Source organism: Actimicrobium sp. CCI2.3, from assembly GCF_035019065.1.
Classification (GTDB): Bacteria; Pseudomonadota; Gammaproteobacteria; order Burkholderiales; family Burkholderiaceae_D; genus Actimicrobium.
Genome location: NZ_JASJWR010000011.1, coordinates 1 through 14,206 on the forward strand (window position 1 = coordinate 1; position 14,206 = coordinate 14,206).

General features: G+C 50.6%; 13 protein-coding genes. 8 read left to right on the plus strand and 5 right to left on the minus strand.

All coding sequences use genetic code 11. From position 1 onward, the window contains the following. Positions 1–710 precede the first annotated feature (710 nt). The 3 genes from QN370_RS07950 (at position 711) to QN370_RS07960 (ending at position 3,706) form a co-directional block, all read left to right on the plus strand. Complete coding sequence (locus QN370_RS07950; RefSeq protein WP_322126057.1) at positions 711–980, plus strand: IS66 family transposase zinc-finger binding domain-containing protein; 270 nt, start codon at positions 711–713, stop codon at positions 978–980. Between the two features lie 206 nt (positions 981–1,186). After that, positions 1,187–2,968: a protein-disulfide reductase DsbD gene (dsbD, locus tag QN370_RS07955; RefSeq protein ID WP_322126058.1), complete on the plus strand. Its 1,782-nt coding sequence runs from the start codon at positions 1,187–1,189 to the stop codon at positions 2,966–2,968. 99 nt (positions 2,969–3,067) lie between these two features. Next, on the plus strand, positions 3,068–3,706 hold the full coding sequence (locus QN370_RS07960; RefSeq protein ID WP_322126059.1) for a peroxiredoxin: 639 nt from the start codon (positions 3,068–3,070) through the stop codon (positions 3,704–3,706). Between the two features lie 25 nt (positions 3,707–3,731). Here the strand turns inward: QN370_RS07960 and QN370_RS07965 are convergent, their stop codons facing one another. From QN370_RS07965 to yihA, 3 genes are all read right to left on the minus strand, one after another. After that, complete coding sequence (locus tag QN370_RS07965) at positions 3,732–4,823, minus strand: magnesium transporter CorA family protein (protein WP_322126060.1); 1,092 nt, start codon at positions 4,821–4,823, stop codon at positions 3,732–3,734. A 9-nt stretch (positions 4,824–4,832) separates the two neighbouring features. Continuing rightward, positions 4,833–5,846, minus strand: coding sequence for a porphobilinogen synthase (hemB, locus tag QN370_RS07970; protein WP_322127185.1), 1,014 nt, complete (start codon positions 5,844–5,846; stop codon positions 4,833–4,835). Between the two features lie 220 nt (positions 5,847–6,066). Next, the gene (yihA, locus tag QN370_RS07975) at positions 6,067–6,786 is read right to left on the minus strand and encodes a ribosome biogenesis GTP-binding protein YihA/YsxC (RefSeq protein ID WP_322126061.1); all 720 of its coding nucleotides are present in this window, start codon (positions 6,784–6,786) and stop codon (positions 6,067–6,069) included. 163 nt (positions 6,787–6,949) lie between these two features. Here yihA and QN370_RS07980 point away from each other — a divergent pair, with 163 nt between their 5' ends. The 5 genes from QN370_RS07980 (at position 6,950) to QN370_RS08000 (ending at position 12,644) form a co-directional block, all read left to right on the plus strand. Further along, on the plus strand, positions 6,950–7,609 hold the full coding sequence (locus QN370_RS07980) for a c-type cytochrome (protein WP_322126062.1): 660 nt from the start codon (positions 6,950–6,952) through the stop codon (positions 7,607–7,609). Positions 7,610–7,678: 69 nt separating this feature from the next. Beyond that, positions 7,679–9,772: a cytochrome c biogenesis protein ResB gene (locus tag QN370_RS07985; RefSeq protein ID WP_322126063.1), complete on the plus strand. Its 2,094-nt coding sequence runs from the start codon at positions 7,679–7,681 to the stop codon at positions 9,770–9,772. A gap of 49 nt (positions 9,773–9,821) precedes the next feature. Then, complete coding sequence (gene ccsB, locus QN370_RS07990) at positions 9,822–10,973, plus strand: c-type cytochrome biogenesis protein CcsB (protein WP_322126064.1); 1,152 nt, start codon at positions 9,822–9,824, stop codon at positions 10,971–10,973. A 76-nt stretch (positions 10,974–11,049) separates the two neighbouring features. Continuing rightward, positions 11,050–12,030, plus strand: coding sequence for a protein-methionine-sulfoxide reductase catalytic subunit MsrP (gene msrP / locus QN370_RS07995; RefSeq protein ID WP_322126065.1), 981 nt, complete (start codon positions 11,050–11,052; stop codon positions 12,028–12,030). Between the two features lie 2 nt (positions 12,031–12,032). Beyond that, positions 12,033–12,644 (plus strand): sulfite oxidase heme-binding subunit YedZ, encoded by a 612-nt coding sequence (locus tag QN370_RS08000; RefSeq protein WP_416172104.1) that lies wholly within the window; start codon positions 12,033–12,035, stop codon positions 12,642–12,644. A gap of 44 nt (positions 12,645–12,688) precedes the next feature. Here the strand turns inward: QN370_RS08000 and lysA are convergent, their stop codons facing one another. Then, a complete protein-coding gene (lysA, locus tag QN370_RS08005; RefSeq protein WP_322126067.1) occupies positions 12,689–13,972 on the minus strand; it encodes a diaminopimelate decarboxylase in 1,284 nt (427 codons plus the stop codon). 11 nt (positions 13,973–13,983) lie between these two features. Then, complete coding sequence (gene lptM / locus QN370_RS08010) at positions 13,984–14,178, minus strand: LPS translocon maturation chaperone LptM (RefSeq protein ID WP_322126068.1); 195 nt, start codon at positions 14,176–14,178, stop codon at positions 13,984–13,986. Positions 14,179–14,206 lie beyond the last annotated feature (28 nt).

The following is a 14,206-nucleotide window of genomic DNA, read 5'->3' on the forward strand; positions in this document are numbered from 1 at the left end:
TCCCCACTACTATTTGGTGGGCACCACTTTGGCGGGTCATTGGTGTGCTGTACAGACGTCCTTGATGAGGCGCTTACCAAAGAGCGTTGAAGCGGTGTCACAGGGCTTCTACCATAAGCGTCAAGCCACTCTATCTTCCACCTGATAGCACAACGCGGCATCATCGCGTATTTCTGATCAGGGGCACACAAGCTTAGGAAATCACGAGAAATCGATCGTTGCAAGACCTCCGTTTTCTGGCAGGCGACGCAGTTTTGCTGGCCTCTTAAAGCGAGAGTTGGTTTAGCAGACATTCCGGCCCGATGTATCTGTTGCCGGTTGTGCGCTTGCCAATGTTCCCAACACCAATTTGTTAGCACGCCGGCACCGCAACTTCCTTATTGCCCAATTCGCCATCTCTATGCTGGCGCGAATTTCGGTGCCTGTCGTGGATTGTCCGCCAGGCCCGTCATTGGCTCTAACGCGGACAGCCCTCGAATACTGTGACAGCGAGATTGAACTCCGACGTGGCGACAAGACCGTTTTTATTCGTGACGTATCGGATCCGGTCGTCATCGGCGTATTTTTGGGCGAGTTAACGCAGTGCGACCTCAGATCGTCGTGATGATCGGCCTTCCTGCCAGTACGCGCATTCGGCCCCAGCGTGCGAAGCGATCAAGGCCGCACGGGTCTCACGCGTTCGCAAACCCTAGCCGGACCATCTGCCGCGCGTGACCATCACCTATCCCGCGTCAGCCTGTGACTGCCCGAACTGTGGCAGCGCACGGCAAGCGGTCGGCGAGGACGTCGCCTGGCAGCTCGAATTCATTCCAGCGGGCGTTCGCGGCATTCGTCATGGTCGGACGAAATTGAGCTGCGCACTTTGCGACACGCTGGTGCAACCACCAGCGCCATCCCGTCCGATCGCACGTGGTATCGCCGGCAAGGGATTTCTGGCAGATGTCCTGGTCTCCATGTACCGCGACCATTTGCCGTTCTAACGGGAAAGTCAGATCTATGCACGCGAAGGCGTCGGGCTTGAGTGCTCGACACTTCTTGCTTGGATGCTGACTTGCTGTGTAAGCGTTTACGTTTGAAATGATGCGATCAATGACCTGATAGCAGTAAGCATAAACTGACAGGTTGTGCCAAACTCTTAAAACACTGTTCTGTTGTGACGGCGCGTCCCTTTTTTCGGAATTTTTGAATGAGCTCGTTCTTTGTTGGTTTTAATTTTTTTAAAGTGCTTCCATTTCTGCTGAGCTTATTGCTCTTGTCTTCTTCGCTGCAGGCAAATGCTGCAGATAATTACCTCGAGCCAGAACAAGCATTTCGTTTTTCTGCAGAGATATCGTCGCCAGGAACGGTAACAGTTACCTACGATATCGCAGATGGCTACTATATGTACCGAGATAATTTTCGGTTCAAGTCGAGCAATGGAAGCTTGGGAGAGGCGGTATTTCCAGCGGGAAAAGTTAAGTTCGATGAAACTTTTCAAAAAAATGTAGAGACTTACCGTAAAAAACTACGATTCAATATCCCGGTTTTTGCTGATGGCGGGTTCGATTTAATAGTAACGGGCCAAGGCTGTGCAGATGCAGGTCTTTGTTATGCGCCAATGGACAGCATAATAAAGCTCTCAACTAGTTCACCATCGGGTTCAAGCCGTCCGCCCGCCGTAGGCTTTACAACTGACAATGATGGAGCGCTAACGCGTGGTACACAAACTGAAACGGGACGCATAGCTTCCGTTCTAAAAAGTGGCCAGCTATTTTTAATCTTACCCATCTTTTTTATCTTGGGTCTCGGACTCTCGCTCACACCCTGCGTTTTACCGATGGTGCCAATACTCTCTTCAATTATTGTGGGCGAGGGTGGCGGCGTCAGTCGACGAAGAGGGTTTTTGTTGGCGCTGACCTATTCGCTTGGTATGGCCCTCGTCTACACACTACTTGGCATTGCGGCAGGGCTAATTGGTGAGGGACTTTCGGCAACATTGCAAAATCCCTGGGTACTCTCCTTGTTCGCCTTGTTGATGGTGGGGTTTGCGTTGTCTATGTTTGGCGTCTATCAACTACAAGTTCCTCCGGTCATTCAACAGAAGCTGATTCGGTTATCGGGAAATCGCTCCTCTGGCAAATTATTGGGAGTTTTCGTCATGGGGGCAATCTCGGCATTGATCGTTGGCCCTTGTGTTGCTGCACCTTTAGCTGGTGCGCTGGTATATATCAGTCAGTCGCGTGACGTTGTTGTTGGCGGCAGTGCGTTGTTTGCAATGGCGATCGGTATGAGCGTCCCGCTACTGATACTTGGTCTATCTGCAGGCATTCTTTTGCCGCGCACCGGTGCGTGGATGGAGGACGTGAAAAAGTTTTTTGGTGTCTTGATGCTCGGAGTTGCTTTGTGGATGGTGTCGCCATTTCTTTTGCCACTGATACAGATGCTCGGATGGAGCGCGATCGGGATTGGTTATGGGGCATATGTCTTGTCGGCCAAACCACATGGTTGGATCGCAAAAGCCATCGGTATCAGTTTCATTGCTCTGGGTTCGATGCAATTGTTGGGCTTGGCAAGTGGTGGTCGCGATGCGTTCGCACCGCTGGAACACTTACGTGGCGCGCAAGCACCCGGCCTGCACTTTGAGCAAGTAAAGTCAGTCGCTGCACTGGATGATGTTCTCAAGAAGTACAAAAACAAAACAGTGATGTTGGATTTTTACGCCGACTGGTGTGTTTCTTGCAAAGAAATGGAGCGATTGACATTTCCAGACCCACGTATTCGCCCGATACTTGAGACCATGATTTTGGTACAAGCCGATGTCACCGCCAATAATGGAGACGACAAGGCATTATTGAAACGCTTTAACTTGTTCGGACCACCTGGCATCATTTTTTTTCGTGATGGAGCAGAGTTATCCGGAACCCGGGTTATTGGCTATCAGAATACTGAACGTTTTGCGGCATCCCTTGAGGTAACAGCGCCAAGGTGAAATCGACATTGCTGTTGACCGTTATTTGCATATACCTTAACTGTCGCCACAGGATTAAGCTGGCGGGGGTATAGTAAGTTTTTACTTTTGGAGAGTGAGATGACTTTACGTTTAGGCGATATTGCACCAGATTTTGAACAGGATAGTTCGTTAGGGAAAATCAAGTTTTACGAATGGGCTGGGGATTCTTGGGTCGTATTATTTTCTCACCCCGCAGACTTCACCCCCGTTTGTACAACGGAACTCGGCCTGACAGCGAAGCTCAAGCCAGAGTTTGAGAAGCGTAATGTCAAAGCCATAGCGCTATCTGTCGATGCGGCTGATAAACATGTTCAGTGGATCAAGGACATCGAGCAAACACAAAATACGGTGGTGGGGTTCCCGATTCTTGCCGATTTGGACAAGTCAGTAGCCGGGCTGTACGACATGATTCATCCGAATCAATCCGACACGATGACGGTACGATCCCTGTTTGTAATTGATCCGAAGAAAAAAGTCCGGTTGATGATTACTTATCCGATGAGTACAGGCCGCAATTTCGATGAAGTTTTGCGTGTCATTGATGCTCTGCAGTTGACCGATGGATATGCGGTCGCGACACCCGGCAACTGGCGTGACGGTGACGATGTAATTATTCCCTTGTCGATTCAGGATGAAAATGTCATCAAGGAAAAATACCCAAAAGGATATACCGCGTCCAAGCCCTACTTGCGCATGACGCCACAGCCGAACAAATAAAAAAGCCGCAGATTTTGCTGAAGGTTTATTGGTCTTCCAGGTAACGTTTGCGGCGAAAAAATGCAAGTAATCCGATGACGATTACTGCCATAAAGCCCATCGTTAACCAGAAACCAGTCTTTTCCTTTAGTAAAGGCATCGCATCGAAATTCATGCCGAAGATTCCAGTGATTAAAGTCAACGGCATGAATAGGGCGGTAATGACTGTTAATGTCCGCATGATTTCGCTTGTCCGATGAGACATTGCTGAAAAATGAATCTGAACTGCCGATTCTAGCGAGGACTCAAGTCTGCGAGCATTGTTGAGTACTCGGCCTATATGCTCGATGACATCATTGATGCGTACCAACAGCAAATCCTTGTCACGGCTGTCTTCTTTTGTCTGATACGTATCGATAATGTGGTCCCTGAGTTCTTGTAACGCATCATGCTGCTCGTCACATAAATGATCGAGTTTGCGTAATGCAATGCGGGCATCCAGTAGTACGATCCAGTCTTTGAAAGGTCTGCTTGGATTGAGCAATGCGCGTTGCCATCGATCGATCTGGTGGGTTAATGGTTGTCTTAGATCGAGATATTGATCAACCATTGCATTGAGAAGCCTAAGCATCCAGTCCTGAGGCGATGTCGGCAACCGCCCGTGTCGACTGTTACTGCCTGCTTTTCCGCGATGTTCGAGAAGTTTAACGCGTGCTGTCTGGATGGTTTTCGAGCCGGCTACGTGGACCGTAATGACAGCGCGATCCATCACCACAAAGGTTACGGGCTGAGTCAGTAATTTGCTTAGTGCTGTGGGAATTTTCTTTAAAGTGTTCGCCGCGTTTACGCTGTCGCTCTCCGGCGTTTTAGCGGACATTTCCAATTTGCGAAACACCACCATTTCATAATCATTGGTAGAGTCAAAATAGGATGGGTGCGTCAAGTTCATGATGTCGGTCAAATGCAGGTCATAAATCGCCACACCGGTAATGTGCGCGATTTCATCCCGCCATGCTTCGACATCAACGGCTATTTCGTCTCGAGTGACATCTATCCACAAAAATCCCTCTGTAGGCAAGCCACAGGACACCTCGTGGTACTCCATGGCTTGTTGGTCAGTAATGTGGAATATGTCCATTTGACTTTGTTAGCCCAGTTGTAGTCGCCGTGCAATATCGAGCGCAAAGTAAGTCAGTACACCGTCCGCACCGGCACGCTTGAACGCTATCATCGACTCCATCATGACTTTGTCATGGTCGAGCCAGCCATTTTGAGCCGCAGCTTTAAGCATCGCGTACTCGCCGCTGACCTGGTAGGCAAAGGTCGGAACCTTGAATTCGTCCTTGACGCGTCTGACGATGTCCAGATATGGCATTCCCGGTTTAACCATGACCATATCGGCACCTTCTGCAAGATCGAGCCCCACTTCTCGTAATGCTTCATCACTGTTGGCGGGGTCGATTTGATAAGTTGCCTTGTCGCTTTTACCAAGATTAACGGCCGATCCAACCGCATCGCGAAACGGACCGTAAAAAGCCGATGCATATTTCGCTGAGTAGGCCATGATCCGGGTGTGAATGAAATGATGGGTTTCAAGGGCATTGCGAATTGCACCAATACGTCCGTCCATCATGTCTGATGGCGCGACGATGTCGACACCAGCTGCTGCTTGCGTGAGTGCCTGTCTTACGAGCAAGTGACAGGTTTCGTCGTTCAGTACATAGCCTGCGGCATTGATTACGCCATCCTGTCCATGACTTGTATAGGGGTCCAGCGCGGCGTCCGTCATGATGCCTAATTCCGGGAAGCGTTTTTTCAGTTCGCGCACCGCACGCGGGATAAGGCCATCAGGGTTCGTGGCCTCGATGCCGTCGGGTGTCTTGAGCGCATTGCTAATTACCGGGAACAAGGCCATTACCGGAATGCTCAGTGCGACGCATTCCTCTGCCACGCTTAACAGTTCGTCGATTGAAAGGCGTTCCACGCCAGGCATGGAGCTAATTTTTTCGCGCTGGTTACTGCCTTCCTGAATGAACACCGGATAGATCAGGTCGGAGGGCGTCAATACATTCTCGCGCATCATCGCACGCGAAAAGGCATCCTTGCGCATGCGACGCATACGAAGGGCTGGAAACTGGGCGTTATTTGAGAGGTTCAACATGATCAAGGGGTTCCAAGGTTGGGAAATGAGGGTGTCCAATTTGCAGAGCAAGTTTGACCGCGGGTCGGAACTTTTTATTGCGTGGTGTCTCATAGAAGCAGGTGATGTATTTCGCCTCCCGCTTCTCCTCCCTGAGCGGGGCCGAATCGATATTCGCGATAAGGCATTCCTTCCCTGGAGTTACTCCCCTTTCTCCAGGGTTTTTTTTCGTCTCTACAGATTAGCTGTTGACGTCTTTTGTCGCAATTGAAGTAGCAGACCCCACGGCCTCTACCACTGGCGTTAGCCCGACGAGAGCGCAGATCCTTGCGTCAGCCTCTTCAAGTCCGGTTCTTTTCAATGCTGAAAATAATTGTGCAGTGAACGGAAATGGCTTGCCATCCGTATCCAGGTAACTCGACAAGACACTGCGAGCGACACGCAAGGCCGAGGCCGCGTCGTTGCGATTGAGTTTGTCCGCTTTGGTCAATATGCAATGAATAGGTTTGCCTGTCGGCGCAAACCATTCCAGCATTTGGATGTCGAGGTCGGTAAAAGGACGCCGAACATCAATGATGAGCACCAGCGCGGCCAATTGGTCTCGGCGCTGCACATAATCACCCAAAAGTTCTTGCCAGTGCAACTTCGCGGATCCGGATACCTCAGCGTATCCGTAACCAGGCAGGTCAACAAGCAGGGCCCGTATCTCATCGACCTTTGTTACATCCTTGCGGTGCTGATTAATTTGCGCACCACCAATGGAGAAATAGTTGATATGCTGCGTTCGGCCTGGTGTCTTTGAAGCGAAAGCAAGCTTCTTTTGATTGCAGAGAATATTGATCGCTGTGGATTTTCCTGCATTGGAACGGCCAGCAAAGGCAATTTCAGGAACTTGTGTAGTCGGCAAATCACGGAGATGATTCACCGTAGTGAAAAAACGGGCTTGCCAGAGTTGGGACATAGAGTGAACAGAAAATACGGTGAGGGAGGCGAAAATGCCAGTAAGCTATTGTACAATAAGCGGCTACGCATCAAGCCGCCACTGGCGTACAGTGAGCAGCGCAATAGTAGCAAGTCCGTCGCTATCAGGTCAGAATTTTAATATCAAGTCTCAGGGTGTTTGAATGAACCGAGTTTTTTATCCCGCTGTGAAATCATTGTGCATCGCCGTTCTGGCACTATCTTCTTTCGCGCATGCTGCAGAAGAAAAAAAAGTAGGCAAGGCCGATGCTGCCAAAGGCGAAGCCATCTACACCAACGGTGATGCAACTCGGAATATCCCCGCTTGCGTTGCATGCCACGGTGCTGCAGGGAACTCAACCATTGCACAGAACCCAAAGCTTGCAGGGCAGCATGAAGCTTATTTGTATAAGCAGTTAATGAATTTCAAAGGACCCGACCGCAACAATGCGATCATGTCCATGACTGCAAAAGCGCTGACTGAAGACGAGATGAAAAATATCTCCGCTTATTTGGGGGCGCAAGTAATCAAACCCGGTGCCGCAAAAAACAAAGACACGATTGAAGCGGGTAAGAAGATTTACCGCGGCGGAATCGCAGAAAAGAACGTGCCGGCTTGCGCATCCTGTCACGGGCCAAATGGTGCCGGAATACCAGACCAGTTTGCTCGCCTTGGCGCACAGCATCAAGAATACACAGTGGCGCAACTGACGAATTTTAGATCAGGTACTCGTAAAAATAGTACGCAGATGACAGCCATCGCCAAGCGTCTGTCTGACGATGAGATGCAATCGGTTGCCGACTATATTGCCGGGCTCCAATAACTCAGAAAATCTGATTAACAAACGACCAGAGGGGTGGCTGAGGCCGCCCCTTTTTTATGCTGAGTGACCATGACCACAAGCACGACAGGTGTACAACTAAAAACAAATAGGCGTTGGCTCGCCACTTCGGTCGAGCTTATCTCGTCCATGCGCTTTGCGATCAGTTTGCTATCGTTGCTTGCGATCGCCTCGATTATCGGCACGGTCATGAAGCAAAATGAGCCGATGCCAAATTACGTGAACCAGTTTGGTCCATTCTGGTTCGAAGTATTCAGCAAGATTGGCTTGTACTCGGTCTATTCCTCCTGGTGGTTTTTGCTGATACTCGCATTCCTGGTGGCTTCGACATCGTTCTGCATCACACGGAACGCGCCCAAAATGCTGAAGGACATGCGTAGCTGGCGAGAAAACGTGCGAGAACAATCGCTGCGAAATTTTCGTCATAAGGCAGAGTGGGGATTTTCAGGAACGCGCGCGGAACTGGCGACGCAGTTGACGGAGAGGATCGTTGCGCGGGGCTACAAGGTCAAGTTGATCGAAAAAGATCAGGCCATACTCTTATCAGCCAAGCAGGGCGCAGCAAATAAATGGGGATATATTTTTGCGCATAGTGCGATCGTTATTATCTGCATCGGTGGTTTGCTGGATTCCGATTTGCCTATCCGTTTTCAAGGCTGGTTTCATAATAAAACGCCGTTTATCGGTAACGGGGTCATTGCAGATATTCCAGTAGAGCATCGGCTTGGACTTGGAAATCCCACTTTTCGTGGGAATACGCTCATTCCTGAAGGTGCTAGTAGCAATACGGCGATCATTACGCAAAAAAACGGCGTATATATCCAGGACTTGCCCTTTACCATTACTCTCAATCGCTTCATCGTCGACTTTTACTCGACGGGCATGCCGAAGTTGTTCGCCAGTGAAGTGGAGATTACCGACCATGAAACGGGCAAAAAATTTCCAGCAACCATCAAAGTCAATCAGCCGCTGCTTTATAAGGGACTGTCGGTTTTTCAGTCCAGTTTTGAAGATGGTGGCACCAAGATGAAATTGATCGGACATCCCATGTCGGGGGGGAGTGATACGGTATTTCCGTTGTCTGGCGTAGTTGGAAACACCACGCCGCTGAAAAACAATGACGTAGCGTATTCAGTTGAGTGGTCCGGCTTCAGACCCTTTAACGTAGAAAACATGGCACAAAACGGAGAAGATTTGCGGTCCGTCAAGGCCCCGCAAAGCTTTGCAGAGGGGCTTGGCAAGCATCTCGGCTCGGGTGCAAAAAGTGCTATTTCCAAAGATTTGAAAAATGTAGGGCCGAGCGTTCAATACAAGCTGCGCGACAAGACGGGGCAGGCGCGGGAATACCAAAATTACATGATGTCGGTAAAGTCCGATGACGGGTATGTCTTCCTTGCGGGAGTAAGGAACTCACCGTCCGAACCATTTCGCTATCTGCGGATTCCAGCAGATGATAATGATACGGTCAATGAATGGATGCGATTACGCGCAGCAATCCAGAATCCACCGATGCGTGAACAGGCAGCAGAAAGGTACGCGCAGCGGGCATTACCTCAGTCAAGCGATGACTCGCAGGCACTTCGCAAACAGTTGGCACAATCGGCCGCGCGCGGCATGGCAATTTTTGCCGGGGACACCAAGCAATCAGGATATGTTGCCGTATCCCGTTTCCTGGAACGTGTTCCCCAGGCCGAGCAAGAAAAAGCGGCCGATATTTTTATGAAGATCCTGAATGGCAGTTTATGGGATCTATGGCAAATTGCGCGGCAGGAGGATGGTTTGCCTGTTCTCCCTGCCGACGGAAAGCATGCCCGGTTTTTGCAGTTAGCGACCAACGCCTACGCCGATACATTCTTTTACGGAGCGCCAACCTACTTGCAACTCAAGGAGTTTGACGAAGTCAAAGCTTCGGTGTTGCAGGTTACTCGTGCACCTGGCCAAAACGTGGTTTATCTTGGATGTCTGTTTTTAGTGCTGGGTATTTTCTCGATGTTGTACATTCGCGAACGACGACTATGGGTGTGGATTACTTCGACAACTGATAATCAAGCCCATGCGTTAATGGCAATGAGTTCACAACGGATCACTCTCGATTTCGAAAATGAATTCGCCACATTGAAACAACAACTGCCACAAAATTCCTGAACCCGTCGCAGTCATCACCACCCAGGTGAGTGCGGCACCGGAGAAAATTATGCAACTTACTCAACAACGACCTTATGCTGCGCCGGTAGGGTTTTTCAAGCGGCTCGGACCCGTGGACTGGTTATTTGCGCTGGTACTGGTCGCGAGTTCTTTCTACGCGCTGAACCGGTTTGGCGCTTTCATGGATTATTACGAAAAATTGATTCTCGTTCTGGCCGCGCCGGTCTTCGCGTGGCTTGGTTGGCAATGGAAACCGATCCGTCCGTTAATGCTGGGCCTGGCAGTGCTGTCGCTGTCGGCGATGGCAATGTACGGTGGCGTGCTTGACATGGCTAACAAGAAATTTTTTCTTAAATACTTGTTGTCTAGCCAGTCGGCCATTCTCTGGATGAGTGTGCTCTTCTTTCTGTCGACCTTGTTTTATTGGGGCGGGTTGGTCGCACGCTCGGACTTCGGTAGCGCCATAGGGAGCAAGCTGTGCTGGGCGGCTGTCGTATTCGGATTTACGGGTATGCTGGTTCGCTGGTATGAGTCTTACTTGATCGGCGTGGATGTTGGCCACATTCCCGTGTCGAACTTATATGAAGTATTCGTGCTGTTCTGCATGATTACGGCACTGTTTTATCTGTATTACGAACAACATTACAAGACTCGCCAGATGGGCCCGTTCGTGCTGCTGGTCATTTCTGCCGCAGTCGGATTTCTGCTGTGGTACACAATCAGCCGTGATGCCGCGCAGATCCAGCCTCTGGTTCCTGCTTTGCAAAGCTGGTGGATGAAAATCCACGTGCCAGCTAATTTCGTCGGTTACGGGACATTCTCGCTGGCAGCAATGGTCGCTGTCGCCTATCTGCTCAAGTCAAATGGCTATTTAGCCGACCGTTTGCCGGCCCTGGAAGTGCTCGACGATGTGATGTACAAATCGATCGCGGTCGGTTTCACATTTTTTACTATTGCCACTATTCTTGGTGGTTTGTGGGCAGCCGAAGCGTGGGGTGGCTACTGGTCATGGGATCCAAAGGAAACTTGGGCACTAATCGTCTGGCTGAATTATGCAGCCTGGTTGCACATGCGCTTGATGAAAGGTTTGCGCGGACGTTTTGCTGCCTGGTGGGCGTTGATCGGGTTACTCATTACGACGTTTGCATTCCTTGGCGTAAATATGTTCCTGTCAGGCCTGCATAGTTACGGCGAACTCTGATTTTTTGAATGTCGTGTAAGGTGGACTCGGTAAAGCAGACCAAGTCCTATCTAACAGTTCAAATCACGGAGTTACGATGCTGATTAAACGCAGTCCCAACGGGATCGATTTACCTTACTCTTCCGAAATCACACCGCGTGCAATTTTCGAGGCACGCCGCAGCTTCATCAAGCAACTGGCCGTCGGCTCAATCGCCAGCGGTGCGTTGCTTGAAATGGCTGGCAGGGAAGCATTTGCTCAGTCGCCATCGGCGACAAAACTGGCTGGAAAAACAAATCCTGCTTACGTGCTGATGGATAAAGCCACCTCGTACAAGGACGCCACGACCTACAATAATTTTTATGAGTTCGGTACTGACAAGACCGATCCGGCGAAATATGCCGGAACGCTCAAGCCGCGTCCCTGGACTATCTCCATCGAAGGCGAAGTCAAAAAACCAATGACGCTTGATCTCGACAGTCTGATGAAACTGGCACCGCTTGAAGAGCGGGTCTATCGTCTGCGCTGCGTCGAGGGATGGTCAATGGTGATACCTTGGGTCGGCTACTCGCTGTCCGAATTAATCAAAAAGGTGGAGCCTAACGGCAATGCCAAATATATCGAATTTATTTCATTGGCGGACAAGGCACGGATGCCCGGTTTAGGAAGTCCTGTCCTGGAATGGCCCTATGTCGAAGGACTGCGGTTGGATGAGGCAAATCACCCGCTGGCATTATTGGGGTTAGGCATGTATGGGGAGGTTTTGCCAAACCAGAATGGCGCACCGGTTCGTATCATCGTGCCATGGAAATACGGTTTCAAATCACCGAAATCGATTGTCAAGATTCGCTTCACCAAAGATGAGCCACGTACCGCCTGGAACGTCGCTGCATCGCAAGAGTACGGTTTCTATTCGAACGTCAATCCGGAAGTCGATCATCCACGCTGGTCTCAGGCCAGCGAGCGTCGCATCGGAGAAGATGGCTTGTTCACGAAAAAGCGTAAAACGCTGATGTTCAACGGCTACAGCGACGTAGCTTCGCTGTACAAGGGCATGGATTTGAAAAAGTTTTTCTGATCATGGTTCTTAAGTCACTGTCAACCAGACAAATGTCGTGGTTAAAAGGCGGGTTGTTCATGCTTGGCCTGGCACCGTTTGTCAGGCTGGTGGCGGCCATATTCACCGATCAGTTGGGTGCAAATCCAGTCGAGTTCATCACGCGCAATACGGGTGACTGGACTCTCTATCTGTTGTGTCTCACGCTTGCCATTACACCGCTGCGCAAGCTCACAGGTTGGAACTGGCTGATCAAGTTGCGACGTATGACGGGCTTGTTCGCGTTCTTTTACGTAGCCTTGCACTTCACCACGTTCCTATGGTTCGACCATGCTTTTGATGTGGCAGCGATGTTCAAGGATGTCGTCAAACGCCCATTCATTACCGTCGGCTTTGCAGCATTCGTATTGCTCATTCCCCTTGCGGTCACGAGCACGAACGCGATGGTGAAGCGACTTGGCGGAAAGCGCTGGCAATGGCTGCACCGATTGATTTATATAATTGTGCCGCTGGGGGTATTGCACTTTTGGTGGATGAAAGCAGCGAAGAATAATCTGTTCCAGCCTCTATTGTTTGCCGTGCTGGTAGGGGTGTTGCTGGGGATGCGTCTGTTGTGGCGCCGCAAATCAACATAATGAAAATGCCATCCGCCAGGCTCCTGGTCAGATGGCACTTTTTTTTACGGAAGAATTTTTTCCAGTGCGAATAATTGCTCCGGTGTTTCGCGTTGGCGAACGAGATGGCTTTCGTTGCCATCAACCATGACTTCGGCAGCCCGGCCGCGGGTATTGTAATTCGACGACATGGTCATGCCGTAGGCACCTGCGGAGCGGATTGCCAGCAAGTCGCCTTCTTCGATGCACAAGGCGCGAGCGCGAGCCAACCAGTCACCCGATTCGCACACCGGTCCGACGATATCCCAGATTGTCTCCTCGCCATCGCGCAGCACGACCGGCTCGACACCATGCCAGGCCTGATACATGGCTGGACGCATCAGATCGTTCATTGCAGCGTCGACGATTGCAAAGTTCTTTTCGCTCCCAGGTTTCAGGTATTCGACTCGCGTGAGTAGCACGCCCGCATTCCCGACAATCGAGCGGCCCGGCTCGAACAGCACCTTGATTGGCGCACCCTGATATTTTTCAGCACGCCAGGCATCGATCTTGCGAAAGAGTCGATTCAAATAATCACTCACAGTGACGGGCACCTCGGCTTCGTAATCTATCCCTATGCCGCCGCCAATATCGAGGTGATGGATCACGATACCTTCCACGGCAAGCACATCGATAAGCTCAATGAGCTTGTCAAGTGACTCCAGCAACGGCGCATCGTCAAGCAGCTGCGAACCGATGTGGCAGTCTATTCCAACGATACTGATACCCGGCAAATTGGCGGCGATTCGATAGATGTCTAACGCATCCTCGATGGCGACGCCAAATTTGTTTTCCTTGAGGCCAGTAGAAATATACGGATGAGTCTTGGCATCGACATTTGGATTGACCCGCAACGAAATCGATGCGGTTGCATTCATCTCGCTCGCAACTTCAGAGAGGCGATGCAGTTCGGATATCGACTCGACATTAAAGCAGGCAATGCCATGCGACAGGGCCAGGCGCATTTCGTCACCGGTTTTTCCTACTCCGGAAAAAATGACTTTTTTAGGGTCACCGCCAGCAGCGATCACACGCAACAATTCACCGCTTGAGACGATGTCAAAGCCTGATCCCAACTGACTTAATAAATGCAATACGGCCAGATTGGAATTCGATTTGACCGAATAACACACCAATGCTGTTTGTGAGGTGCGGCCATTCTCGAGACAGGCATTGGCATACGACAGATAATTGCGGCTGATCGCGGCTTTCGAGTAGACGTAGGTCGGTGTGCCGAACTCGGTAGCAATGTGTGTCAGTGGGTGGTCTTCGGCGCATAGTGCGCCGTTCTTGATAGAAAAATGGGACATGGTGCGGAAGACTATTTAGAAGAAGGTTCAGTCGCGGGAGCCGGTGGCTTAATCGATGGTGCCGGAGGCGTTGGAGTAGTGGAGATTGCTGTTGGCCTGACCGGAAGTGTCAATGGGCCGCGCTGGCCACAGCCGCCGAGAACAATCCCGCCGGTCAGGATGAGGGCTGAAAAAAACAGGTGGTGCAGAAGGGAAGAGTGCTTCACGTTAGAATCTCGGTTCGAATTATCAACT